The 24,704-nt window shown below is 67.9% G+C and carries 25 protein-coding genes and 1 pseudogene; 9 read left to right on the top strand and 17 right to left on the bottom strand.

All coding sequences use genetic code 11. From position 1 onward, the window contains the following. Nucleotides 1-13: 13 nt before the first annotated feature. From IR170_RS16820 to IR170_RS16810, 3 genes are all read right to left on the bottom strand, one after another. Complete coding sequence (locus IR170_RS16820; RefSeq protein WP_227489466.1) at nucleotides 14-1,072, bottom strand: AMP-binding protein; 1,059 nt, start codon at nucleotides 1,070-1,072, stop codon at nucleotides 14-16. Nucleotides 1,073-1,234: 162 nt separating this feature from the next. After that, complete coding sequence (locus IR170_RS16815; RefSeq protein WP_193666000.1) at nucleotides 1,235-1,864, bottom strand: hypothetical protein; 630 nt, start codon at nucleotides 1,862-1,864, stop codon at nucleotides 1,235-1,237. Between the two features lie 88 nt (nucleotides 1,865-1,952). After that, complete coding sequence (locus tag IR170_RS16810) at nucleotides 1,953-2,294, bottom strand: nuclear transport factor 2 family protein (protein WP_193665998.1); 342 nt, start codon at nucleotides 2,292-2,294, stop codon at nucleotides 1,953-1,955. 79 nt (nucleotides 2,295-2,373) lie between these two features. Here IR170_RS16810 and IR170_RS16805 point away from each other — a divergent pair, with 79 nt between their 5' ends. Further along, on the top strand, nucleotides 2,374-3,171 hold the full coding sequence (locus IR170_RS16805; protein WP_193665996.1) for a MerR family transcriptional regulator: 798 nt from the start codon (nucleotides 2,374-2,376) through the stop codon (nucleotides 3,169-3,171). A gap of 307 nt (nucleotides 3,172-3,478) precedes the next feature. Here IR170_RS16805 and IR170_RS16800 read toward each other — a convergent pair whose 3' ends face one another. The 5 genes from IR170_RS16800 to IR170_RS16780 all read right to left on the bottom strand — a co-directional run bounded on the left by IR170_RS16800 (nucleotide 3,479) and on the right by IR170_RS16780 (nucleotide 8,949). Then, nucleotides 3,479-4,771 carry a DUF3500 domain-containing protein gene (locus IR170_RS16800; RefSeq protein WP_193665994.1) on the bottom strand — a complete coding sequence of 431 codons (1,293 nt, stop codon included), beginning with the start codon at nucleotides 4,769-4,771 and terminating at the stop codon, nucleotides 3,479-3,481. Between the two features lie 129 nt (nucleotides 4,772-4,900). Further along, nucleotides 4,901-6,112, bottom strand: coding sequence for a formaldehyde dehydrogenase, glutathione-independent (fdhA, locus tag IR170_RS16795; protein ID WP_193665992.1), 1,212 nt, complete (start codon nucleotides 6,110-6,112; stop codon nucleotides 4,901-4,903). 151 nt (nucleotides 6,113-6,263) lie between these two features. Beyond that, nucleotides 6,264-6,890, bottom strand: a complete 627-nt coding sequence (locus tag IR170_RS16790) for a TetR/AcrR family transcriptional regulator (protein ID WP_193665990.1) — start codon at nucleotides 6,888-6,890, stop codon at nucleotides 6,264-6,266. Nucleotides 6,891-6,895: 5 nt separating this feature from the next. Next, entirely contained in the window at nucleotides 6,896-8,434 is a 1,539-nt protein-coding gene (locus IR170_RS16785; RefSeq protein WP_193665988.1) for an MFS transporter, read from the bottom strand. Nucleotides 8,435-8,538: 104 nt separating this feature from the next. After that, on the bottom strand, nucleotides 8,539-8,949 hold the full coding sequence (locus IR170_RS16780; RefSeq protein ID WP_193665986.1) for a RidA family protein: 411 nt from the start codon (nucleotides 8,947-8,949) through the stop codon (nucleotides 8,539-8,541). A gap of 73 nt (nucleotides 8,950-9,022) precedes the next feature. Between IR170_RS16780 and IR170_RS16775 the strand changes: the two genes are divergently transcribed. Beyond that, nucleotides 9,023-9,388 carry a winged helix-turn-helix transcriptional regulator gene (locus tag IR170_RS16775; RefSeq protein WP_193665984.1) on the top strand — a complete coding sequence of 122 codons (366 nt, stop codon included), beginning with the start codon at nucleotides 9,023-9,025 and terminating at the stop codon, nucleotides 9,386-9,388. Nucleotides 9,389-10,274: 886 nt separating this feature from the next. Here IR170_RS16775 and IR170_RS16770 read toward each other — a convergent pair. The 4 genes and pseudogenes from IR170_RS16770 to IR170_RS19660 form a co-directional block, all read right to left on the bottom strand. Continuing rightward, the gene (locus tag IR170_RS16770; protein ID WP_193665982.1) at nucleotides 10,275-10,472 is read right to left on the bottom strand and encodes a hypothetical protein; all 198 of its coding nucleotides are present in this window, start codon (nucleotides 10,470-10,472) and stop codon (nucleotides 10,275-10,277) included. Nucleotides 10,473-12,649: 2,177 nt separating this feature from the next. Then, entirely contained in the window at nucleotides 12,650-13,516 is an 867-nt protein-coding gene (locus IR170_RS16765; RefSeq protein ID WP_193665980.1) for an IS3 family transposase, read from the bottom strand. After that, the gene (locus IR170_RS16760; RefSeq protein ID WP_193665978.1) at nucleotides 13,513-13,809 is read right to left on the bottom strand and encodes a transposase; all 297 of its coding nucleotides are present in this window, start codon (nucleotides 13,807-13,809) and stop codon (nucleotides 13,513-13,515) included. The genes IR170_RS16765 and IR170_RS16760 overlap by 4 nt, the downstream gene beginning before the upstream one ends. A 1,119-nt stretch (nucleotides 13,810-14,928) precedes the next feature. Then, nucleotides 14,929-15,057 (bottom strand): annotated as a pseudogene (locus IR170_RS19660) (IS3 family transposase); the annotation flags it as partial. Between the two features lie 113 nt (nucleotides 15,058-15,170). Here IR170_RS19660 and IR170_RS16755 point away from each other — a divergent pair. After that, nucleotides 15,171-15,578, top strand: coding sequence for a DUF6228 family protein (locus IR170_RS16755; protein ID WP_193665976.1), 408 nt, complete (start codon nucleotides 15,171-15,173; stop codon nucleotides 15,576-15,578). 659 nt (nucleotides 15,579-16,237) lie between these two features. After that, nucleotides 16,238-16,765: a hypothetical protein gene (locus IR170_RS16750; protein ID WP_193665974.1), complete on the top strand. Its 528-nt coding sequence runs from the start codon at nucleotides 16,238-16,240 to the stop codon at nucleotides 16,763-16,765. A 208-nt stretch (nucleotides 16,766-16,973) separates the two neighbouring features. On the opposite strand, the gene IR170_RS16745 is transcribed toward IR170_RS16750, so the two are convergent. From IR170_RS16745 to IR170_RS16730, 4 genes are all read right to left on the bottom strand, one after another. Next, on the bottom strand, nucleotides 16,974-17,261 hold the full coding sequence (locus IR170_RS16745; protein WP_193665972.1) for a hypothetical protein: 288 nt from the start codon (nucleotides 17,259-17,261) through the stop codon (nucleotides 16,974-16,976). Between the two features lie 270 nt (nucleotides 17,262-17,531). Further along, the gene (locus IR170_RS16740) at nucleotides 17,532-17,735 is read right to left on the bottom strand and encodes a hypothetical protein (RefSeq protein WP_193665970.1); all 204 of its coding nucleotides are present in this window, start codon (nucleotides 17,733-17,735) and stop codon (nucleotides 17,532-17,534) included. Nucleotides 17,736-18,334: 599 nt separating this feature from the next. Continuing rightward, nucleotides 18,335-18,604, bottom strand: a complete 270-nt coding sequence (locus IR170_RS16735; RefSeq protein WP_193665968.1) for a helix-turn-helix domain-containing protein — start codon at nucleotides 18,602-18,604, stop codon at nucleotides 18,335-18,337. Beyond that, nucleotides 18,601-19,281 (bottom strand): DUF2975 domain-containing protein, encoded by a 681-nt coding sequence (locus IR170_RS16730; protein WP_193665966.1) that lies wholly within the window; start codon nucleotides 19,279-19,281, stop codon nucleotides 18,601-18,603. The genes IR170_RS16735 and IR170_RS16730 overlap by 4 nt, the downstream gene beginning before the upstream one ends. A 1,400-nt stretch (nucleotides 19,282-20,681) precedes the next feature. Between IR170_RS16730 and IR170_RS16725 the strand changes: the two genes are divergently transcribed. Further along, a complete protein-coding gene (locus IR170_RS16725; protein WP_193665965.1) occupies nucleotides 20,682-21,227 on the top strand; it encodes a hypothetical protein in 546 nt (181 codons plus the stop codon). 711 nt (nucleotides 21,228-21,938) lie between these two features. Further along, nucleotides 21,939-22,160 carry a hypothetical protein gene (locus IR170_RS16720; protein ID WP_193665963.1) on the top strand — a complete coding sequence of 74 codons (222 nt, stop codon included), beginning with the start codon at nucleotides 21,939-21,941 and terminating at the stop codon, nucleotides 22,158-22,160. 193 nt (nucleotides 22,161-22,353) lie between these two features. Here IR170_RS16720 and IR170_RS16715 read toward each other — a convergent pair whose 3' ends face one another. Further along, on the bottom strand, nucleotides 22,354-22,623 hold the full coding sequence (locus IR170_RS16715) for a hypothetical protein (protein ID WP_193665961.1): 270 nt from the start codon (nucleotides 22,621-22,623) through the stop codon (nucleotides 22,354-22,356). Between the two features lie 212 nt (nucleotides 22,624-22,835). Between IR170_RS16715 and IR170_RS16710 the strand changes: the two genes are divergently transcribed. From IR170_RS16710 to IR170_RS16700, 3 genes are all read left to right on the top strand, one after another. Next, complete coding sequence (locus IR170_RS16710; protein ID WP_193665959.1) at nucleotides 22,836-23,507, top strand: DUF6226 family protein; 672 nt, start codon at nucleotides 22,836-22,838, stop codon at nucleotides 23,505-23,507. A 127-nt stretch (nucleotides 23,508-23,634) separates the two neighbouring features. Further along, a complete protein-coding gene (locus IR170_RS16705; protein ID WP_193665958.1) occupies nucleotides 23,635-23,919 on the top strand; it encodes a hypothetical protein in 285 nt (94 codons plus the stop codon). 289 nt (nucleotides 23,920-24,208) lie between these two features. Further along, nucleotides 24,209-24,676, top strand: coding sequence for a hypothetical protein (locus tag IR170_RS16700; protein WP_193665956.1), 468 nt, complete (start codon nucleotides 24,209-24,211; stop codon nucleotides 24,674-24,676). The last annotated feature ends 28 nt before the right edge of the window (nucleotides 24,677-24,704 follow it).

Genomic DNA, 24,704 nt, shown 5'->3' with positions numbered 1-24,704 from the left:
AGTGCGGTGAGAGCTACGCGGTGGTGAGCACCAGCTCCTCCACCTGAGTCGGGAAGAGGTTGACGCCGCGCAGGATGATCATGTCGTCGGTGCGTCCGGTGACCTTCTCCATGCGCCGCATCGTGCGCGCGGTGCCGGGCAGGAGCCGGGTCAGGTCGCGGGTGCGGTAGCACAGCACCGGCATGGCCTGCTTGGTCAGCGAGGTGAGCACGAGCTCGCCCTCCTCGCCGTCGGGCAGCACGTCACCGGTCACGGGGTCGATCACCTCGGGGTAGAAGTGGTCCTCCCAGACCGTCAGACCGTCCTTGGTCTCGACGCACTCGCTGGCCACGCCGGGCCCGATCACCTCCGAGAGCCCGTAGATGTCGACGGCGTGCATGTCGAGACGCTCCTCGATCTCGCGGCGCATGTCGTCGGTCCACGGCTCGGCGCCGAAGATGCCGACCCGCAGCGAGGTCGACCGGGGGTCGACGCCCTGGCGCTCCATCTCCTCGACGATGGCGAGCATGTAGGAGGGGGTGACCATGATGAGGTCGGGGCGGAAGTCGACGATCAGCTGCACCTGGCGCTCGGTCATCCCGCCCGAGACCGGCACGACGGTGCACCCCAGCCGCTCGGCGCCGTAGTGGGCACCGAGGCCGCCGGTGAAGAGGCCGTAGCCGTAGGCGTTGTGCAGCACGTGGCCCGGTCGGCCGCCCGCGGCGCGGATGCTGCGCGCCATCACCGCGGCCCAGGTGTCGACGTCGTCGCGGGTGTAGCCGACCACCGTGGGCCTGCCGGTCGTGCCGGAGGAGGCGTGCACCCGCACGACCTGCTCGCGCGGCACCGCGAACATCCCCCACGGGTAGTTCTCGCGCAGGTCGGCCTTGGTGGTGAAGGGCAGCCGGGCGAGGTCGCCGAGGTCGCGGACGTCGTCGGGGTGGACGCCGGCGCCGTCGAGTGCGGCGCGGTAGTGGGGCACGTGGGTCCAGGCGTGGCGCACGCTGCGGCGCAGCCGCTCGGTCTGCAGGGTGCACGCGCCGCGGGAGCGCCGGTCGTGCGGCACGCCCCACCCGCCCAGGAGACGTCGCATCGAGATCCACGCCACCGCCGGTCCGCTCGGAGCGGACCGGCCCGCTGACTGCTACGTCCTCGTCGGCGACGACGACGCGTCGGTGCTGACCGACCTCATGGCGGCGGTGCCGAGCGGCTGGGTGCTCCTGTCGGTCGACGTCGTGCCCGACCCGGGCGAGTCTCAGAACCGGTAGGCGAAGCGCTCGAGGTCCGCGGCGTGGGCCGTCTCGACCAGGCGGCGTGTGGTCACGTCGTAGGAGCGCCAGTAGGCGCGCTCGCGGTCGGTGACGTTGGTGGGCGGCACCGCCAGCTCGAGGCCCACCAGCTCGCGCAGGTCGCGCTCGAGGTGCTCCATGCGCAGCACGACGTCGGCCTCGCGCACGTGGCCCTCGTTGATCCGACGGGGCGTCGCGTCCCGCCCGATCGCCGCGGTGACCCAGGCGCCGAAGTCCGTGGTGACCGCGTCGACGATGCGGTCCACCGCGCCGGGGGTCTGGTGCACCCACGACGAGGGGTCGCGGAGCTCGTGGACCCAGCGGGTGCGGGTGCGCTCGTGCTCTGCGACGTAGAAGTCGAAGGGGTTGCGGGTCGTGGTGACCACCCGCAGGCCGTGGTCGGCGGGCAGCAGCCCGGCGGCGACGAGCTCGCCGACCGTGCCGTGCTTGACGTCGACGCCGTGCCGGCGCACCTCCCCGGCCGCCGGCACCTCCTCGACCCCGGGCCGGGCGAGGAGGGCCGCGCGCAGGGCCGTGCTCCCGGTGCCGGGCGCGGCGGTCACGAGCAGCCCGGCCGTGCGGTCGACCAGGGCCATCAGGGACCGACGCTGTGGGGGTTCATGGCTCCAGCCAACCGCAGCACCCACCCCGCCGCCTCACCCCGGGACCCGAAGCCGGGGCGGGTCAGGGAGCGATGTCCAGCCGGGCGATGAGGTCGCCCGACAGCAGGAAGCGGTAGCGCAGGTCGGCGACGCCGCCGGGGAAGTCGCCCTCCAGCCGCACCAGGACCACCCAGCGTCCCGCGTCGTGGCGCTCCGCGCCGCGCACCCGCGTGGTGTAGGTGAATTCCGAGCCGGCCCCCTCCAGGAAGTCGCGGACGCGCTCGGCGCCGGTGAAGACCTCGTCCTGGTCGGTCACCTCGGCGTCGGGTGCGAAGGTGCGGGCGGCGGCGTCGACCTCGCCGGAGGTGTGCGCGGCGAGGTAGGTCCGGATCACGGCGGGCAGGTCGCTCGGGGTCGTCGTCATGGGGACCACCCTGAGCGCTCCGCCCGGGCGAGGGGCAAGGGCTGGCACCTCCCCCAGGGAGAGGGGGCACACTGCCGGGGTGCTGACGATCGGTGAGTTCTCGCGCCTGACGCACCTGAGCGTGCGCACCCTGCGGCGCTACCACGAGGCGGGGCTGCTGCTGCCCGCCTCGGTCGACACGACGACCGGTCACCGCCGCTACACCGCCGAGCAGATCCCGACCGCGCAGGTCATCCACCGGCTGCGCGAGCTCGACGTACCACTCGCCGACGTCCACCGCATCGTGGCCTGCCCCGACCCCGGCGACCGCGCCGCCCTCGTCGGCGACCACCTCCGTCGCCTCGAGGCCGAGCTGGCCCGCACGCGCGCCGCCGTCGTGTCGCTGCGGCGGCTGCTGCGCCCCGACCCGGCCCCGGTGGCGGTGGAGCTGCGCTCGGTCGGTCCCGCCGTCGTCGCGGCCGTCGAGGCCGAGGTCGACCTCGACGACGTCCTGTCGTGGTACGCCGGAGCCGCGGCCGAGCTCGCCGCGGCGGTGCGCGAGCCGACCGGCCCGCTCGGCGGGCTCTACGACAACGCGCTGTTCGAGACCGGCCGGGGGCGCGTCCTGGTCCACCGACCGACGGCGCGCCCCCCCACGGTCGGGCGGATCCACCCGGTGACCCTGCCGGCCGTCGAGCTCGCCGTCGCCACCCACGCCGGCCCCCACGACGACATCGACGTCACCTACGGCGAGGTGGGCGCCTGGCTGGTCGCCAACGCCCTCACGGTCGCCGGCCCGGTCCGCGAGACCTACCTGGTCGGCCCCGCCGACAGCTCGGACCCCACCGCCTGGCGCACCGAGATCGGCTGGCCCGTCTTCCGGGTCGGGGCGGGCTGAGCGCGGCGGTCCGTGCGCGAGTCACGAGGCCTCCAGTGCCCGGGCGGTCCCAGGTCGTCCGCCGGCATCCGCGCGCCCGCCGTGGGGCCGCAGGGTGCAGCGCATGACCTGGAACCCCCGGTGCACGTCCTACGACGGTGTCGCGGTCGCCCTCGCCGGGTCCGGATGGGCACATGGACCGCACCAGGACGAGCCGAGGACCGGGCACCCTGGGTGCGGGGGCCCCGGTCGCACCCTCGCCGTCGACGTCGTACGGGTGTCGGCACTGCTGAGCCTGGCCGCGGGGCGGCCCGGGCCGGCTGCGATCTCAGCCTGCGCTCGACGAGGCGTCGGCGGGCGGCGTACCGCCGTCGCCCGGGGGCGTCCCTCCCATGTCTCCGCCGCCCGGGCCGCTCGCGGCCTGCTGGGTGACGCTGCCGGCGTAGTCGTCGGTGGGGTCGCGGTAGATGGTGTGCACGTGGCCCCACCCGGAGGTGCTGACGCCCTCGACGTCGGCGCCGGCCGAGCCCTGCTGGGCCTGGAAGGCGACGTAGACGTCGGGTCCGGAGATGGAGAAGTCGATGCCGTCACCGGTGGACATGTCGTAGGTCGTCTCGCCGGACCAGGCGATCACGGTGTCGTCGAGCGTGGCCTCGATCTCGGCGAGCTCGGTGGTGGTGGTCTGCTCGTCGGCCATGCCGGCCCAGTTGGCGATGAGGTCGAGCAGCAGGTCCTTCTGCTCGTCGGTCAGGTCGGCGCCGGCGAGACCCTCGCCCGTGGCGAAGTCGCAGGTGTCGCCGGGCGCGCACATGCTGACGTCCCCGGAGGTCAGGGTGGCCTGCTGCTCGTCGGTGAGGCTGTCGAAGAACGCGAAGGCATCGGTGTAGATGCCGTCGAAGGGCTGGACCTCGTCGCCGTCCTCGTCGGTGTAGACCGCAGGCTGCACGCCGAGGTGGGTGGGGGCGAAGGTGATGGCGCCCGTGCCGTCGTCGGCGGACCCGTCGAGGGTGGCGTTGATGCCGAGGTGGTGACCACCGAACTGCACCTCGAAGGCGCTGGTGTCGGAGGGGTCGCCGAAGAACGCGATGTAGTACTGCCCCAAGGACGCCTCGGTCGAGGAGCTGTTCTCGTGGAGGTAGACGTCACCGTTCATGATGCCGGTGACCGTCTCGTAGGCCTCGTCGCTGAGCAGGCTCTCCAGCACCTCCAGCGCGGCGGCCTGCTGCTCGTCGGTGAGGTCGGCGAGGTCGAGCCCGGCGCGCTGGACGAAGGTGACCGGGAAGTTCGACCACGACGTCGTCTTGGTCTCGTCGTCGTAGGCGTACAGGACCGCGTCCTGCTGCTCCTCGCTCAGGGTGTCGAGGAACGCCTGGGCGGCGGCCGCGGTGTCGGAGATCGTGTCGGCGGTCGTGGTGGCGTCCTGGGTGGTGCTCGCCGTGGAGACCGGGCTGACCGACCCCGAAGAGGCGCTGGCGGACGTCGAGGTGGAGGAGGCGGAGTCGGCGGCTGTGGAGTCGGTGGAGGTCGCGCACCCACCGAGCGCCAACACGCTGACCAGCGCCATCGAGGCGATGCCGGCGAGCCGGCGACGGCGGGGGGACGTGGAGGTCGAGATCGTCATGACGCGAGTCTCGGCTCCCCGCCTGTGGCGGTCTTGTGTCCTCTCTGTGCCGTCTCGACGACTCGCGAGCGGCACCGCGCGCCGGCAGCGGCGGTCGCCGCGCAGGGCGACCACCGCTGCCGTGCTGTGTCAGGCGACCATGCCGTGCGGGTCGATGACGTACTTCTTGGCCGACCCGGCGTCGAACTCCTGGTAGCCCCGGGGGGCGTCGTCGAGGCTGATCGTGGTGGCGTTGACCGCCTTCGCGATGTGGGCCTTGTCGGCCAGGATCATGTTCATCAGCTGGCGGTTGTACTTCTTCACCGGGCACTGACCGGTGACGAAGGCGTGCGACTTCGCCCAGCCCAGCCCGAGCTTCACCCCGATCTGGCCCTCCTTCGCGGCGTCATCGACGGCGCCGGGGTCGCCGGTGACGTAGAGGCCCGGGATGCCCAGCGAGGCTCCCGCCCGCGAGACGGTCATGATGTCGTTGAGCACCGTGGCCGGCGCCTCGGCCGCTCCCTCGCCGTGGCCGCGGGCCTCGAAGCCGACGGCGTCGACGGCGGCGTCGACCTCGCGCTCGCCCAGCACCTGCTCGATCAGGTCGGCCAGGTCGTCGCCCTTGCTCAGGTCGACGGTCTCGCAGCCGAAGCTCGCCGCCTGCGCGAGACGGTCGGCGTTCATGTCGCCCACGATCACCGCGGAGGCACCCAGCAGCTGCGCGGAGAAGGCGGCCGCGAGCCCGACGGGTCCGGCGCCCGCGACGTACACGGTGGAGCCGGTGGTGACACCGGCGGTGTAGGCGCCGTGGTAGCCGGTGGGGAAGATGTCGGAGAGCATCGTCAGGTCGAGGATCTTCTCCAGCGCGGCGTCCCGGTCGGGGAACTTCAGCAGGTTGAAGTCGGCGAAGGGGATCATCACGTACTCCGCCTGGCCGCCGTGCCACCCGCCCATGTCGACGTAGCCGTACGCCGCTCCAGCGCGGGCCGGGTTGACGTTGAGGCAGATGCCGGTCTTGCCTTCGTTGCACATGCGGCAGCGACCGCAGGCGATGTTGAAGGGCACCGAGCAGATGTCGCCCTCCTTGACGAAGAGGACGTCGTCGCCGACCTCGACGACCTCGCCGGTGATCTCGTGGCCGAGGGTCTGACCCACGGGGGCCGTGGTGCGGCCGCGGACCATGTGCTGGTCGCTGCCGCAGATGTTGGTGGTCACGAGCTTGAGGATCACCGCGTGCGGTGCCTGCTGCTTGATCCCCATGGACCTCGAGACCTCTCCCGGGATCTCGAGCTTGGGGTAGTCGATCGACTCGACGGCGACCTCTCCGGGACCCTTGTAGACGACGATCCTGTTTCCGGACATCTTCACTCCTCACCTGGTACACGGCACGGCCCCACACGGACATGTCCTGTAACGCACGTCACGGCCGTCCCTCCACACAACCACCCGGACCCTGACGCGCACCAGGCCGATCGGGGTGAGACGCTCCGGCGGCGGCGCGGCGGGGCGTCGCTCAGGTGGCGGCCTGGTCGGCCCGGTCGGTGCTGGCGCCGAGCGAGCGGTCGACGGCTCCCAGCAGACGGTCGAGGTGGTCGGCGAGGTCGGCCACCTGGACGTGCCCGGCGAGCACGAGCGAGGCGAACCCGTGCACGGTCGACCAGCACAGCTCCTCGGCCCCGACGCGGGCCTCGGTCGAGAGGAAGCCGACCGCCACCAGGTCGTCGAGCGCCTGGCCGAGCAGCACGTACGGCGTCTCCTTGAGCACCTGGTCGGCGTTCTCGCCGGCCCGTGACCCGAACGCGACCTGGAAGAGCCCCCGCTCGGCCAGGGCGTACTCGACGTAGGCGCGCCCCACCCCGGCCAGCCTGAGCCGGGCCCGCAGCACCGGGTCGGCCTCGTCGACCCCGCCCAGCTCACGCTCCATGGCCTCGCCCAGGGCCGTCATGGTCCGCTCGGCCACGACGGCCACGAGGTCGTCGCGGTGGGCGAAGTGGCGGTAGGCCGCGTTGTGGGAGACCCCGACGCGCCGGGCGAGCTCGCGCAGCGAGAGGGCCTCCGCGCCGTCGGCGCGGACGGCGCTGACGGCCTCGGCGACGAGGGCTTCCCGCAGGTTGCCGTGGTGGTAGGCGGTGCGCGACATGCCGCTCACCGTAGCGACGTGGCCACGCCCTGCTCCTCCTCGACGAGCGTCGGGTCCACGCTCGGGTCGTAGCGGTCACCGGGCAGCGCGACCAGGGCGGCGGCCGCACCGAGGAGGCAGAGCACGCCGACCACCACGCAGCCGAAGGCGAGCCCGTCGAGGAAGGCGGCGTCGAGGGCGGCTCGGAACGGCGGCGCCTGCTGGGCGACGCCGTAGGCGAAGCCGACCGAGTCGGAGGCCTCGGCCAGGACGCCGTCGGGCAGCCGCCCCTGGGCCAGCGCGACCAGGCGGTCGCCGTACTGCGAGGCGAAGAGCGACCCGACGACCGCGACCCCGAGGGTGCCGCCGAGCTCGCGGGTCGCGTCGTTGACCGCCGAGCCCACCCCGGCGCGCGCGGGCGGCAGGACGCGCAGGATCGACTCCGTGGCGGGGGTGCTGATGAGCCCGATGCCCGACCCGAGCAGCAGCATCTGCGGCACGACCACGCTGGCGTAGGGCGCGTCGGCGCCGATGGTCGAGATCCACAGGAACGCCGAGCCCAGCATCACCAGGCCCGGGGTGACGACGAGCCTGGTGCCGAGGCGCGGCGCCAGCAGCCCCCCGGCGACCGAGGCCAGGGCCAGCGAGACCGCCACGGGCAGGAACCGCACCCCCGTCTGCAGCGGGGAGTACTCCTGGATGAACTGGAAGTACTGGGTGATGAGGAAGATGAACCCGAACATCGCGAAGAAGGCGATCGTCACCGCGCCGCACGCGGCGCTGAAGCGGCGGTCGAGGAAGAGCGTCACGTCGATCATGGGGTGCTCGACGCGCCGCTCCACCAGGACGAACGCGAGCACGAGGACCACGGCGAGGGCCAGCCCGAGGACCGTCTCCAGGCTCGACCAGCCGTGCTCGGGGGCCTCGATGATCGTCCACGTCAGGGTGCCGAGCGCGGCCACCGAGACGACGAGGCCCGGCTTGTCGATGCGGGGTACGCCGGTGTCGCGCGACTCGGGCACGAGCACGAGGGCCATCGCGGCGGTCACCAGGGCGAGCGGAACCTGGGCCCAGAAGACGCTGTGCCAGGAGAAGTGCTCCAGCAGCGCCCCGCCGATCACCGGCCCCGCCGCCACGCCGACCCCGACCGAGGCGCCCCACGCTCCCAGGGCCGACGCGCGCTCACGCCGGTCGGTGAAGGCGTTGGCGATGATCGACAGGGTCGTCGGGAAGATCACCGCGGCGCTGACCCCCGTGACGAAGCGCAGCGCGACGAGCGCCTCGCTGCTGTCGACCATGGCCGCGGCCGCGTTGGCGACCGCGAAGCCGAGCAGCCCGAGCACCAGTGCCGGCCGGCGCCCGAAGCGGTCCGACAGGCTGCCCATCGCGAGCACCAGGGCGGCGAAGGAGAGGTTGTAGCCGTCGACGATCCACAGCAGCGACCGGGTGCCGGCGTCGAGCTCCTCGGCGAGCGTCGGCAGCGCGATGTTGACCACCGTGGTGTTGGCGTTGATCGTCAGCGCGGCAAGGCAGACGGTCAGCAGCGTCAGGTGTCGACGGGTCATGGCGGCTCCTCGTGTGGACAGTGGCAACATCATCGTGACGCTCCATGTTGACGGCGTCAAGATCAACATTGCCGGGGTCCACCCGCCACCCTGGGCGAGACCGTTCAGTCGAGCACCGCGGTCGCCTCGACCTCGACCCTGACGTCGGGCTCGTAGAGCGTCTCGACCCCGATGAGCGAGGCCGGCGGCATCGGCATCGGCAACCCGAGCTCCTCGGCGACCGACTGCACCCCGCCCATGAAGGCGGGGAGGTCCTCGGGGGACCACCGGGTGACGTAGAACGTCAGCCTGACCACGTCCGAGAAGCCGGCGCCGGCACCGGCGAGGCCGAGACCGACGTTGCGCAGCGCCTGCCCGACCTGGGTCGCGAGGTCCCCCACCTCCGCCGACCCCTCACCGCCGCGCCGACCCACCTGGCCCGCCACGGTGACCCACGTGGTGCCGCGAGCGACGGCCACGTGGTGGTAGGCCTCCTGCTCCATCATTCCGCGGGGGTCGAGAAGTCTGACTGTCATGGTGGCGCTCCTGGCTAGTAGGTATCGCAGTGATACCTGGTAGCGAAAGGGCACTTCAACTAGCCTAGGTGTCGTGAGTGATACCTCCGACCGGCTCGTCGTCACCGCGGAGCACCGCGAGCTGCTGGGTCAGGTGCTCGACACGTGGTCCGTGCTGGTGCTCGAGGAGCTGTGCGAGGCACCCCGGCGCTTCAACGAACTGCGGCGCCTGATCCCCGTCACCCAGAAGTCGCTCACGGCGACCCTGCGTCGACTGGAGCGCAACGGCATCGTCGACCGGGAGGTGATGCGCAGCCGTCCCGTCGCGGTCCGCTACCACATCACTCCCCTGGGCAAGACCCTCCGCGAGCCGATCGAGGCCCTCCTGCGGTGGACGGTCGAGCACCGCGAGGCGGTCGCCCAGGCGCGGACCCACTTCGACGACGCCGCCGACGACTGACTCCGACGGCGGGCCCACAACCGCCGGGGAAGCCGCTCCCCGCGGGGGCGATGCCGCCGATGACGACGGGTTCTTCCTCGCATCGCTCGGCGTGATGACCCTCGCCTGCCCGGCGCTGCTGGTGCTCCATGCCGGCGCGCTGGCGGTTACCCGTCTTCGTCGTCAGCGTCCCCGCCGCTCAGGCGAGGCAACGCCACGAGTTCCTCGACGACCCCCGGGTACGGGGCGACCTGGCAAAGAGCGTCACCAGCCTGCACGCCAACTGGGCCGAGCCCAGCGCCAGCCTGGGCCACGGTCGAGAACACCGCCGCCTGCACGTGCTATGGCGCCCAGGCGTGCCCAGACTGCCGCGACGAGGCCGGATGCCCCCGAGACCGGTTCTACCAGCCCATCACCCGCATCGCCACGCTCGGTCAACGCCGACGGCTGGACAAGGCCACATCAAGGACCGGCTGCTCGACCGCATCGGCGGGGCTCGCACCCCAAGCGCGTCTACTTCGACTGGACCGACCCCGCTGCGTGGCCCACATGGTCTGGCTGGTCGTGGCCTGGTCCGCCGAGCACGACACCATCACCACCGCAGCCAAGCACCTGGCCCACGCCGACGGCTAGCACCTCCACGACCCGCGCCTGGCCCGGCTGGTCTGCGAGGACCTCGCCTCGACCCACGGCCTCGATCTGGCCCGCGCCGAGGCAACGGCCACGCTGGCGAGCCGCACCAGCGACCCCGCCTGGGACGAACTCGCCTCCTGGTTGACCTGGCGGGAGCACGCGGCAGCCCGCGCCGCCAGGGCGGCGCAACCGCGCGCGATCCGCGTCGTCAGGCTGGCCCGCCCTGGTAGTCGAGTGAACGCCAACCCGTACCTGCCGTGAGCGGCAAGCAGCGCTACCGGCCGCGGTAGTGCGCGAGAGGACGCTCGTCCCGGACGTACCAGACCACCCAGGCCAGCGGGAACAGCAAGCCGCTGGCCAGCGTCGCCGACCAACCGGCCCCCCGCCGGCGACTGCCGGCGCTCGTCAGGACCACGAGGGCCGCGACGACGACGAGAGCCACCGACCCGAGCAGGGCGACGACCACGGACATGAGAGCCATTGTGCTGGGGTTCGACGGCTAGGGCCAGGGTTTGCCGCGCCGAGCAGGTCCGAAACGCGGCGCCTCGCCCGCAGCCTTTGAACCTCGGTCTTGTCGACTGCCCAACTCGTCGAGGCCGGCGTCGACCCCCCGGTTAGGTCAATGGGCGACGTCGATGGCGACGTCCTGATCAAGTCCCTGTCGGGACTTGCAAGGATGAGCCTGATCTGGCGAAATAGGCGACCCCACGCAATGTCGAGCAGGTCGAAATTGAACATGTCGTGGGTCGACTGGGTCGAACCCGAACGATTTCGAGTCAGGCGACACCCTCGTCCCAGCCAGGGCCGACGCGCTGCACTACATTCACCAGAGCGCACCGGCACCTGCCGGATGACGCCAAGCCCTCCCGAACACGCCGGGAAGCGTCACACGCGGCAATGGGTCATCTCGCAGCGACCCCAAACTCGAAGTATTCCTTGGAGTTTCGATGCAGAAAATGACGCGGATGCCCACCTGGAGGGCCGTCGTCGTGGCTTCCGTTCTCATTGCAACCGCGTCGACCGGCACAGCTGTAGGCGCGATGCCCGACGAAGTGAGCCCCCGGGCGGCGCGTCGAACAGTTGCGATGCAGTGTGACGGACCTGGCAGGCTCGTCCTGGTAACGAAGGTTCAAGGGGATGCCCGGGTCGCTGCGTGGATCAAGGGGCTTGACCTACCTCACGACGCGTTGTGGACCTATCGACTCACGATGGTCTCAGACACTGGGGCATCGGCCTCGATCGAGTCCTCGCAAAGAGCCGAGGACGGAGAATGGGCCAGCGGTCGCCTCATCAGTCGTGGCACGAAGTCGCTGACCATCCGAGGCAAGGTCGCAACCAAGTCGGGTTCGCGTGAGTGCAAACACGCCATAACGGTCCGGAGGTGACTCGACGGCACATTAGGCGAACTGTCTAGTTGTCTCGATTTGGCGCCAGATCGAGTTTGGGGACTACCCCTAACTTAGTTGACACCTCCCACCCTATGGTTTCGGAAGCTTCGGCGGCTCGGGCAACGCGCGGCCCTCCGCCCACTTTACGTAGACTGCCCGAATCAGCTCGCGATAGAAACCGTGAAGCTCGCCTCGACCGTCAGCCGCCGCAACTTCCGAAAACGGAACATGAGCAGAGACGCCGTCGCGCGTCTTCCGGAATTTCCGCGAGTCCAAGTCATCACGCACAGACAAGATGAGCACTGCACCTCGCGATTGCAAATTGTCCGCACTCCATCGGCGCCACTCGGATTGCTCGGCGAGAGGTTTCCATGCCTCACGGAAGGCATCGATGATGCGGGAGTCGGCGTTCATTGAAAGCCACGCCACGCTGATAGCGCTCTTCAGGAGGACTTCGCCAGTAGGTTCCGTCCCCTCGACAGCGCCAAGAACCAACTCCCGCGACGCGATCCGATCGTCTTCAGCAGCCACTGGGCGACTCCCATGCGCCTGGCCAAAGACGACACCCCGGCATTGCTCGCATCATCGCGACCGCTTCACCTCGCCACGCGAAGGTCGCAAGAGTTGACCTCACAGTCTCCACGGGTGTTGCCACCCGGGTCTTCGACTCGGCCGCTTGCGAACGCATCGCCCGCCCATGCCGCGCGCAGAAGGGACCACACGTCCAGATCCGACGCCGCGTGACAGAAATCCGTCCCCGAACCACAGGTACTCCGCCGAAGCAATTCGAGTCTCCCCTGCGCGCCGGATCCAGGCGCGAGGGCGTCGACTCGGATGGACCACAGTCGCAGCGTAGTGCGCGCGCCGCATCCACCGTTAGGTAGCAAGTCTGACGGTTGAGCCGGCCCTCAAGATGCGCGCGCGAGGATTCATCTTTCCCCTCGTAGACGTGGCAGCAGCAGGGTGCGCTCTGTCGGTCATGCCACGCGGTCGGTCGCCGACGCCTGCCAAGCTCCACGGGATTCGGTCCGTATTTCTTGCTTCAACCGCCGGAGACAGCACTGCATGACGCGGTCGGTGCTGCACGCGGCTAGATTGCATCGATGGCATCGGGGCCCACAGAGGCGACATCGAGCAATGACATGGGGGTCTCACGTGCGCCCTTTGCAGCAGGTGGCTTTCGCCATCTTCATCATCGCGAGTCTCGCCATCGCCATCTACGCGAAGATTGGACTTGACCGGCTCCGGTGGACACGGATTTTCAGGCCGAGGCCTGCTCTTCGAACTGTGCGGGTGAACGGTATCCGAGCCGCTGCTTGATGCGGGTGGTGTTGTAGAAGCCCTCGACGTAGTCGAAGATCGCCGAGCGCAGCAGGTACCGGCTTCGCCAGGTGTGCTGGCCGTGGATCCAGGCCAGTTCCCGCTTGACGACTGACCAGGTCGACTCGACCGCGGCGTTGCCGAAGGCGTTGCCGGTGGAGCCGAACGAGGCGGCGATCCCGAGCCGTTCGAGCTGCTGGCCGAAGGCGAGGCTTGTGTAGGCCGCGCCGCGGTCGGCGTGGTGGATGATCCGCTGGTCGGGTCGCCGTCGTTCGAATGCCATCACGAGCGCGTCGATGACGAGGTCGGCGTCTGGCGTGGTGCCCATGGCCCAGCCCACGACGCGACGTGAGTGGAGGTCGATGACGCCGGCGAAGTGGAGCCAGCCTTCGTCGGTGCGGAACTGGGTGACATCGGCGGCCCAGAGCTGGTCGCGGCGGGCGGGGTTGAAGTCGCGTTCGACGAGGTCGGGTGCCCAGGCGGTGTTCGGCTTCCCGGTGCGCCACCTTCGGCGGGAGTGCGCGCCGACCAGGCCGTGCTCACGCATCAGACGCGCGACCCGCTTGCGGCCGGTGCGGTGCCCAAGCCGACCGAGTTCGGCATGCACCCGCGGTGAGCCGTAGGTGCGCCGCGAACGGCTGTGAACCTCAACGACCACCGCTGCCAACTCGGCGTCGCGCTGAGCGTGCGTGGACGGGCCGCGAGTGGTCCAGGCGTAGAACCCCGATCGGCTCACGCCGAGCACCTGGCAGAGCCGCTTGATCCCGTAGGACTCGTGGTGTTCGGAGACGAACCGGAAGCGGCTCACCTGGTCGTCTCCTTGGCGAAATAGGCGGCTGCCTTGCGCAGGATGTCGCGTTCGACCTTGAGGTCGGCGACCTCCTTGCGCAGCCGCTTCAACTCGAGACGCTCATGTTCGCTGAGCGCGCCCGGCAGGGCGTCGAGCGTCTTCTGCTCGCGTTCCTTGCGGACCCAGGCGCCGAGGGTCTTGTAGTTGATCCCGAGGTCGCGAGCGACCTCGGCCATCGGCTTATCGGTGGTCAAGACCAGACCAACAGCCTCGCTCTGGAACTCAGCTGGGTACTTCCATGGACGGCCCATAACGGACTTCCTTCGTGAGCCTGCGGCTCACAATCTGGTGTCCATCAGAGCGGGTCAAGTCCAACCCGCGCGGGTCCGAACCGCCAGCCCGGGTGGCGTCACCTGGGCAGAGTGGCCCACACCCTGGACAGCGCGAGCAGCCCACAGGCTTCGAGTCCGCCGTGGCAATGTGCCAAGGCGGACTCGAAGGCGCGGGCGTGAAGACCAGACTGGGCGTGAACCTCAGGCGGTTCGTCACGACAGTTAGCAACTGCTCACTAACCACGTCGCAGGCGGGCACGCTGGTCGGTGACCAGCAGCTGGCTCGAACGGACGCCCCGCATCTCGAATAGTCCGGCAATCTCGAAGGAACTACCCAATCTCAAAAGGCACTAGCGCGCTTTGCAGATTATAGCCAACGAGCTCGGCGGACGCCTCGTATCGACCCGGTTCTAGATTGTCGATATCATCGAGCCACTGAACCGGCAAGTGGCCCGCGCCTGACTTGTCGATAGTCAGCTGCGGGCCGAAGCCACTGAGGACAACTCGGGCATGGACCGGCGAGCCGGAGCCGTCTGCCTCGCGGGCCACTCTGCCTAACACGTGGGTCTTCTCAAGCTCCGCACGGCTGACCGGGCCCCCGTCGTAGCGCGTTAGCACAGCGGTTGCCGACTGCAAATCAGCAACGGCTCGTTCTCGACGAGGGATCAGCAGATCAAGCTTCAGCAGTTGCCCTACTGCCGTTGGGTCCAGCCGCGGAGCCTCAGGCCACCCGATCACCCCGCGCCAACTCTCGCCCTGTCTTACGAGGTGCAATAGCCACCAATCGCCCGACCCGTCTTCTGCAGGAGCCCCGAACGCGGCAGCCTCCGCTTCACCCGGCGCGTTCGTGCTCAACAGCCGCCAGCTGTGGCTCGGAGCCGCACCCCTTGATGCGTCGGGCGGGCCGTCCACGCGTGAGATGGGCCGACCTCGAAACTGGGTCGGGAACTGCCGGCCGTCGAGGGACAAGCAACCGGCGTCAAACTCAACGCCGTCGAGTGTCACTCTTGGCTGTGTTGTCACGGTGACCCCCAGGGTGGTTTCAGTGCATCTTGCTGCCGCCAAGGGGCGTGATGCAGCCGTTGGTGTCAGGTTCGGTTAGGCCGCAGCTGCGGTCTTGGTGGTGATCTTGTGCTCGTACTCGATGGGGGTCAACCCGTCGAGTGAGTCCTGGGGGCGCTGGCGGTGGTACCTCCGCTCGATCCACACCGCGATGGCCAGACGTAGGGGGCTGCTGCACGAGGCGGTGTCACCAGACCTGGCCCGAATTACCGCGTCGGCGCGTGCCTCGAACCGCGCTCGTCTACCGATGAGCGAGAACCCTCAGGCATGCTGTTTGGATGGACGCTGTTGTCTTGGCTGAGGGGCCGATGAAGATGATTTTCTCTGTCCCGGACTCGGACCCGGTGATGACAGTTCCGGCCCAATACCTGACCGTCACCCTGGAAGGTCTGGATCTCCGCGCAACAAGGCGGGTGTACGAGGGGTTCACGAGTCTGGCCCGCTACTTCAACGAACTGGCCACCGACTGGCGAGGATGGAACGGCAGTCGGTGCTACGAATCCATCGAGGGTGACCTTCGCATTCAGGCCACACACGACGGCCATGTGAATCTCAGAGTGCTGCTCCGGGAGCCGGCGGTGCCTACCGGTTGGTGTGTGGAAGCCGAACTCCGCCTGGACGCGGGGGAAGCACTCAATGCCGCTGCCGCTGACATCGCTCACCTCGTTAGGGCCAGATCGGACTAGCGCACGCCTATGCCGCCAAGAGTGCGCGGTCCGGCCAAAGGTCGGGCACGCTGAGTCGAGCGTCTGACAGGCCGTTTTTGGGACGACCGACCGACCGAGGCGGGCGGTCGTCCCTGGCGTCTGGACCGACTCGAACGGTGCCGTCACCCCTGGGTTCAGTGACGCCCGGAACCAGCGCCGAGCGGTGAGCGCCCTGACGGTTCAAGCCACTTGGAGCTCGCCCGCAGCGCCGCCGGCAGGAAGCGCGATCGGGAGTCGTCTCGATCAGCGGCCGCGGCATGATCACGACATGCTGTAAGCCATCGCTGTCTCGGACGGAGTTCGCCAAACTCGGAGAAATAGGCGGCGGGGACACGCAAGACCCGTCATCGGACCTCGCACGCGACGCGAGTTTGGATCGGGCTGTTGCATAAACCGGCCAATCAAGCCGCAGGGACTTCAAGATGTCATCTATCCGTGCAGCAGCCCTACGGATCTGCTTCACCATCCGGTCACAGGGGTGACCCGTCACCCGATCGTGCTGCAGACGCTATCCACCCCTAGAAGCCATGCCGATTTTCTGCATGACGTGCACCCGCGTTGGGTGGAAAGGCATCTTCCCAACGATGGACACATGGACTCTCGAGTGGGACGACGGAGCCAGCCAGAATTCGCCACCCTTGCCCTATGAGGAGTGGCGCCCGAGGCCCGTGCCCTTGGGAGCCGCGCGCGCGGTCGTCGCGCAGTTTCGAGGCTTCTACGGAGTTCCCGCTGATCCGCTCCTCGTCACATGGGACGACAACCGCGCGACGGTCCGGCTCACGACCGGTGATCTGTGCTGGTACGTCGACGAGACAACTGCCCGCTTCCCTCAACATGGCGAGATCGCTGTCCAGGACCGATGGAGCCCCTACCCCGGCGGCAACAGGTACGTGGACGCGATGGCTGTGCGCTCCCTGCGAGACCTCGTCGACACCGTGAACGCCGACACAATCACATCGATCGACTTGAGCGGCACCATCCACATCCTTGGCGCACACGACTGTGTCAGCGGCGCGGTCACCCGGGACCCCGAAAGCCGCATCATCCTCCAGGCATCGGGAACCACCGGCGAACACTCGTGGCACCTCACCATCATCCGGCGTCTGAACTCCGGCAACAATCGAGCCCTGCTCGGCGCCACCCACATCGCACTGCCGGAGCTCTGACGCAACGGCCCGTGTGTGATGCCAAGCCGGGTTGTTCAACCCGGTGGTGGGTGCAGCCTTTGTGTGCGAGGGAAGCTTTTTTCCTGGAGTACGGCGAGGGAAACTCCGGCTCTCACCACATCGGCGTGCTGGCCAGGAAACTTCTGGGACCGAGCGCCGCAAGCGAGCGAGCTAGCACGGGTCAATTGTGGGCATGCCGGTAGCGGACCTACGCACCATTGGTCAACTTGTGTTTGACGAAGGCCACCATTGACAGACCGAAGAGCGTGGTCGACGCCATCAACGACCCGAACCAAAGTTCATCGAAAACGAGAAGAACTGCTGCGAGAAGCGCGAGCGCAGAAGTGGTCACCTTCCACAGCCGCAACGTCGACAGTTGTGCACGCCGCTTAATCTCGTCGCCTTCTATCACGGGGACATGGCTTGCCCGAAAGTTCGGGGCGAACGCCACGAGCAGGCCCGCAATCCCGCAGATCGCTGCGGCCCAAATGCTCATCAGATTTGATCCAATGTCACAGCGGAAGCTCCCTCAACGCTCTTGTGAAGATTGATGATATGGAACTCAGTAATGCACGCCAAGCGCTCCGCCAGCGGTACTCAGGGGTGCAATTTGAGTTCCTGTAGTGATCGGCAACACCGGGGCGAACATCCGAAGCGAAGCAGGGGCGCGCGGCGAACTGCTGACGATCATGAACTTCGTTGATGTAGCCACTCAAGAACGCAAAAACCTACCGAGAATGCACCTGCATCGCATTCAGGCCGTCCATCACTCTCGCCGACGAGTAGCCCTACGGACAAGAACAGCAGCGACAGCAACCGCCACAACCAATGTGAGACCGAAAATCACGGAGCCCTGGGTGGACGATCCATCTGAAACTTGACCCCACACGATTGCTATCACCACCATGGCAACAATGGCCGCAAAGAACAATTGCATATAGAGAAACGCTGACTGGGGCTTCTTGTTCATATTCTCGACCTCCGTACCAATTATGATAATATCGGAAAGCAGTACAGAACTCCCGCCACCAGGACTGCCTTGTTCGGCGCACTCAGCCATCGCGGGGAACCCCTCATGGCCCCGCGACCAACTGCCTGTCGCTCAGGATCCAGCGCCACCGTCAGCACCTCGTCGGCATCTCGTCGGCGCAGAACGGGGCCCCTCGCAAGCAACTCGCGGCCCTCCGACATAGAGCTACCGGGTTCGACGGTCCGATCACTTTGCCCTCGTGGAGGCCTCAGATGCGTCAGTTCGGAGCTCGTGCCGCCGCCACAACGAGGCCCCGAAAACGGCAAGTCCGCAGCACAGCCCGCCAGCGACGAACGCAGCGGGCGAGGTGAGCACGATCATGGCAAAGACCCCACAGGCCAGGACGCCCAGGAGAGCAAGAACGGGAAAGTTACGCCTTCTCGGCGTGGCGACCGACTGTTTCGAGACCTCATCCCAATGCATGCGCGAAGGCTAGCGCTCCCGCGCATGGCAGCTGTCCGACGTTTCGGCTGGGCGCCCATAGTTATGGTCTGGCTTGTCGCCCGTGTCGCTGTCTCCGGGCCCCTCGTGAAGAGCCGCTACGATCGGTCCTTCGGGGCCACCTCGAGCAGGTCTCCGGGCTGACATCCGAGCACGTCGCAGATCGCGGTCAGCGTGCTGAATCGAACCGACCGCGCGCGGCCGTTCTTCAGGATCGACAGGTTCACCACCGTGATCCCGACCCGATCGGCGAGCTCGGTCAAGGTCATTCCCCGATCGAGGAGCATGGAGTCCAGGTGCAGAACGACCCGGTGCCCCTCGCCCGAGGTGTCGCTGGATGACCTGTCGGAACTCTTCGAGCGGCTCATACGAGGTGGTCGACTTCGTCTTGGAGCGCGACACTCAGCCGTAGGACCCGCCCCACTGTCAGCACTCCCACCGCCACAATGACAAGCAGCCAGTTCAGTCCCGGCGAGAGCAGCGAGGCGTGCCAGTCCCCACCGGTGGCCCCGTCCAGGACCGTGCCCCTGGCCGCAGCCGAAACGAACGGCCACACCAGCGCCTGGACAAGCAGCAGCCACGCCAGGTGACGTACGGCCGCGGCCACCGGGAGTGTGAACGCTCCATGGCGGCGAGCTCGGCGGATGACCCTTCGGACGAGCACAAGCGCACCGACCGCAAGCGCCGTGGTGCCGACCGTGGGCACCGCGGCTGCAGCCACCTCCGCGCCGTTCGGGTCGTTGAGGCACACGCTTGCAGTCTCGGCGAATACCTCGGCCTCGCCCCGGTCGATGTCCACCACGGGACGCCCACCGTCGCCGGCCGGCAGATCCGCACGACCGACCTCTGCTTCGACACAGGCCTCCGACTGCCCGAGTCCCATGAGGGTGACCGGACTGTCCACCCCTCTCACCACAGCCACCGTGGAGAAGGTCACGAACGCCAGCAGCGCCACCGCGAAGAGGCTGAGCGCCGCGGTCGTCAGCGCATCGAGTGGACCGAGGGGGTCGCGCCGGGAGGGCTGTACGGGGGTGCTGTGGCTCATCGAGCCTCCATGTCGTCAAACGATATTGTCGTTAAACGATACATCCTGCTGGTCCGTGAGGGTCAACATCCCGGACACCGACTTCTCCGGGTCCCGCTACACCGGAGCGAGGCACGAGACGCGCGTCGCGAGCCCCTTCAGGAGGCCGTCGACGCGCAACCACAGGGACGGGCAACGGTCCTGCAGCCGGTCGGCCTCACGGACACGTGGCGGGCAGGGACTCCGCGGAGTTTCTGTTGAGTTTCTGCTGACTTGACCCCTCGCGGGCCCGGAACGACGAAGCCCCCGACCGCATCACTGCAGGTCAGGGGCTTGAGGTGGAGCCGCCTGTCGGAATCGAACCGACGACCTTCTCCTGTCGGATAGTGGCGGACTGCACCGCCAACGGAGACCGCATGCAGCGCTCTGACCTGCGCAAACGTGTCACGGGCCCACCTCGTGGCTCACGTTGCGTCATCGATGGGAGGGGCGGATCCCGGACTTTCTGTTGAGTTTCTGTTGAGCTCAGGGACAGCGCGGTCGCGCGCTTCGCTTTTCGACGGACGGCGCCGCCGGAGGAAGGGACCGCGCTCGACCAGCTGGCTCCGCCGCAAGTTCCGTCGGACGACGGATAGGTTGAGGTCGCCGCGCTTCAGCATGGAGTGGGTCTTCGACCGCAACGGCAGCGCGCCGCATCAGTGAAACCGGAGGCACCTGCTCTGGAGACGATTGAGGCGACCGCCAAGACATCTGGCAGTCAGGATCGGGAGTCCCACGTGGGTCCGTTGCAGCAAGTGGCTTTCGCCTTCTTCATCATGGCGAGTCTCGCCTTCTATGTGAAGGTCGTTCAACGATGAGCCAAGAACGTCGCGCTGGACGATCAGCGGTTCAAGGTGGCTTCTTCATCGGAGCTACGAGCGGCATCGTGCTGGCTGTCACGGGCGCCGCCCCCATCATGGTTGCATTGCTCGTGGCTGCAGTTGTCGGGTTCGTGGCAGCAGTGGTGATCTACCGGAGGGTGGAGCGGCGAGCTCAGCCTCCCCGGGGCGACGGCATGCAAGAACGCTAGGGGCAGGTCCTCCGAGACGCGAGGGACGGAGCACGCGAACGCTTGCTCCTCGCAAGCGGGCGGCCTAATTAGCTGGCCACGTCAGAGCGGATCGCGGGGAGCCCGCCGCTCGAGACGGATTGTGGTCACAGAATCGACGCACCGAACCTCAGTCCGACAAAGGCCAACAATTGTGTTCGGTTTCGATTTGCGTCCGCACAGATGAAGACAAGCGACCCCATGCGGCGAGGTGAACTCGCCGCGAAAGGACACAATGCAACCGCAAGGACAGGGGCTAAAGCACCTGGGTCGCTGGACCATGAGTATTGACCGCCATCTAGGGCTGCCAGTTGGTTACGAGTCGTACCTACGCGTGTTCAACCCGTGGTTCGGCGACCCGGGTGCCGTCAGTGCGACGTGGAGCGAGATCGCGGGCGCGCAAGGCGTTAACCAACTTGAGCTGGCCGCTCCCAACGTGCCTACCTCCGTGCTGAACTGGCGAGCAGGCGCCTGGTTGAATGGTCGCCGCTATGAATATCCAGACGAGGGTCTCCCGTCGGTCACGGTTGAACGTGCCATCCGGGACGTCTTGAGCGCGACAGTCCAAACTGAGCCCGTCATTGCCGCGTACTGGAAAGGACGCCGTGGCAATGTGCCCCGCAGCCAGACGTCGTGGCACGACGTCGAAGTAGGTGGCGAGTCGTACTCCGTCGCGGAGGTCTCGTTAGACAAGGTTGCGGCCGCTTACAGCGTAAGCGCAGTTCCCAGTTATCCGGAATGGATCATCGGTGCCGATTATTCCTGGTCCTTGAACTGCGACAAGGACTCCCCGTGGACCGTGATTGGGGGCTGCAAAAGGCTCGTCAACAAGATGCACTCGCAAAGTGAAGTAGAAACGTTCCTGATAGACATTCCTTAAGGATTGCTGAGTCGAACCGGATGCGGGTCCGGTTGTTCTGAGGGTTGTAGTCGAACCGGATCATCGGGTTCAGGTTTGGCGGCGTGACGCTGCCGGCGGCGTTGGGTTCGCCCCGAGGGTCGTCTACTGCGGTTGCGCGGTTTGCGGCGCCGTAGGCGTAGCGGGTGGCCTCGGGGTAGTTGGCTTCTGCGACGACCTGGCCCTCGTCGGTGGTAGCGCTCAGGTTGCCGGCCGGGTCGTCGAGGTACGTGGTCCGACCGGAGAAACTGCTGGGCGTATTCGCCGACTAGACGGTTGAGTTCATCGAAGTCGAACTGCGCCGACGGGCGAAGAGGTGTGCCGCCTGCCGATGGCACAGGTGCCGCGTTGGTGAGCACCTGTCAGGTCGTACTTGTATCCGGCGTTCTGCTGCTAGTTGTTGTCGAGGTCGACCATGGACTCGGAGACGACGTGGTCGAGGCCGTCGTAGCGGTACGTGGTGCGCACGTTGCGGGCGTCGGCGACAGTGGCGGTGCGCGACATGTTGTCGTCGGTGTAGGTCAGGTCGCCACCTCCATCGCGGCGCCCAGACCCGCAGCCTGCCCTTGTCCCCATCGGCGGCACGCCCTTCCCACGAGCTGCCGTACGAAGCGCTGAACTGCGGCAGGCTGCGTCTGCTTGAATCAGCCTCTCGTTCAGCTCGAAGCATCAAGGTGAGGGGCTGGATTGTCTATGCAAGCGATCGGCCACGTCGCCCTCTTCGCGACTATCATGGCGATGCTCTTCATCGCTCTTCTGTCGACCGCGCCGAACGACCTGTGGTACGTCGAGCCGGTAGATGCCGCCGATGACGACGGGTTCTTCCTCGCCTCGCTCGGCGTGATGACCCTCGCCTCCCCGGCGCTGCTGGTGCTCCATGCCGGCGCGTTGGCGGTTTCCCGTCTCCGTCGTTAGCGTCCCCGCCACTCAGGCGAGGCAACGCCACGAGTTCGTCGACGAGTTGGTACGGGGCGACCTGGTGAAGGGCGTCGTCAGCCCGCACGCCAACCGCGCCGACCCCAGCGCCAGGCAACTCGATCAACGTGAAGCGGGCCGCTGACGCATGAAGGTGACCGAGCACCACGACCACTACACACGCGCCGCCCGGCTACTGCCCGACGTGCTTCTGGCCCTGCTCGAAGCTGCGGACCATCATCCGCGTCAGGATGGGACGCAGGAAGAAGGGGACCCGTGTCTGCGTGCGGAGGCACTCCGCCGTCGCGAAACGGAATTCGTCGCTGGTCAGCATGCGGGGCTCATCCCCCGACGCGGGCACATCGGACCGGTTCTTCATTCCCCCGAGGTCCACCATGTACATCTCAACCGGCCCCTCGCGGCGGACCTGCGCAGCAGCGCGTCGGCGACTCGACCGGGACATGCTCGCATCCTAGTGCGACAGACTCACTCCCGTCCTGAACACAGCGACCCGCCTCACCACCGTCGAACACCCGTGTGACCCTCACCCCCAGTGAGGGACGAAGCCGGCTCGAGACCTTTCACCGACGGAGCACCGCAGCCGCGCCAGTCGCAACCAGCCCACGTCCTCAGGGCCTGAACCGTCGACGGCTTCAGATGCGGCAAGGTGGAGGGGTGAGCATCGTCGTGACCGCGCCCGCCTGGTTCGCTGCGGTCCTGGCCGAAGTCGACCAGACCTTCATCGAGACCGGGCGCCACACGCCCGCCTGGCCCGATCCCCGCCCCTTCGGCCAGCCGCCCGCTGAGGCCGAGTACTCCCGCTACACCGACCCCGGCAAGTACGCCATCCTCGACGCCCGCCTCACCGCCTGGCAGCAGGTACTGACCACCCGGGGCATCGTCACCACGCAAGACGTCGACCCCCGGCAATGGCCGACGCCCGACGTGCAGCACGACTCCGTCCACCAGCTCACCCCGACCGCACCGGGAGCGCTCGCTCTGCTCGTGGGCCACCGCACCACCGACGGGTCGCGGTTCGGCATCGACCTCGCTGTTACCGACCCTGACCACGGAGATGCGTTCCTCTCCGGGCTGCCCTTCTGCGGATGCGACGCCTGCGACGACGGATCCGCAGCCCTCCTCACCGAGCTCGACGACACCATCCGCACCATCGCCTCCGGCGGCGTCATCCACGCCCTCGGCCCCTCGGGATTCATCACTCGCGAAGCCACCGGCTGGGCCAGCTCCGGCGACCACGACGAAGCCTGGCTCGACCCCGAGCAGCCCGCGCCTCCCGACGTCCGACGGTGGGCCGGACGCCCCTGGGAACCGTCTGTTGGCTCCTGACCGCTTGGGGTCGCCCGCCTCGGGCAGTGCACGGGCCTGCTCACCGTCGGGCTCGTTGCCGCACGAGCCAGCAGGCGGACGACGTATCGATGAGTTCGCACTTTGGCCTCTAGGCTCAAACGCCTGAATGACCGCCAAGTGGCTACCCGCAGGCACGTCCGACCCGAAGGGAATTCCCGTGACCGACGATCAGCTGGGCGCGGCGCTGCTATTAGGGATCTTCGGGTTGTTCATAATCTTGTCCAACCGTCCTTTCGGTCGCACCATTGAGATACTGGTCGGGGCCGACGCAGCATCCGCCCTGGGGTACCGGCGGAAGCCAGGCGGCAACTACATCAGCATCGTGGTCGGCGGGTCGGTGTTCATCGTCATCGCACTTGCCATCGTCGTCTACGCATGGTGGGAGAACTGAGATGAGGCTCGCAGCGATCAATGCGGCAGTCGTCGCTGCACTGCTTTCCGTCGCAGCCGGGGTCAACTTGTTTGTTGCTGAGTCGGTGCCGTTCGCCGTCTTCGCCTTGGTGCTCGCCGTAGGTGCGGCGGCCGCGAGCATCGTGTGTTGGCGGAGGGCGGACGTGGGCTCCGATGCCTCTGGCTGACCGTGAGGTCGAGCATCACCACGGCAGCCCCGCCCGCTCACGGGACGCACCGGACGGAGTCTTAGCAGGAACCAGGCCGCACCGCCCGGCGTCAGATCACCCATGATGCGCATCGCCACCGTCTCAGTCACCGTGGCACTGGGCCTGCCCCTCCTGGGATGCGCAGACACAGACCCCGTCGCACCCGCCACCTCTGGGCCCCGCATCACCACATCGGCGGAGGTGTCGAAGCGCCTGCAGATCGCTACGTCGGACTGGACCCCCCTCGACCCGCGGCGCGAGGCGCTGTTGCGGGTGGCCGGCGTACAGCTCACTGCCGACAGCGACGGTTGCGTCATCCTCCGGACCGAGGACGGGAGCCGGGTCGACGTCGTGTGGCCCGCAGGGTTCACTGCTGAGCAGACCGACCAGGGCCTCGTCATCCTCGACCCACAGGGCGGCACCGTCGTGCGATCGGGGAGTCTGCTGGAAGCTGGCGGCGGAACCTCTAGAGCGACCGGGCAACCATGCATCGCAGACCGCGACGTCTTCTACGTCGAAGATGAGCTCACTCCGCTGGAACCGACCTAGTCCAACGGCGCGAGACGAGGGACGGGGC

The organism is Nocardioides kribbensis, from assembly GCF_015070375.1.
Taxonomy (GTDB): Bacteria; Actinomycetota; Actinomycetes; order Propionibacteriales; family Nocardioidaceae; genus Nocardioides; species Nocardioides kribbensis.
This window is presented reverse-complemented; position numbering and strand designations above follow the sequence as displayed.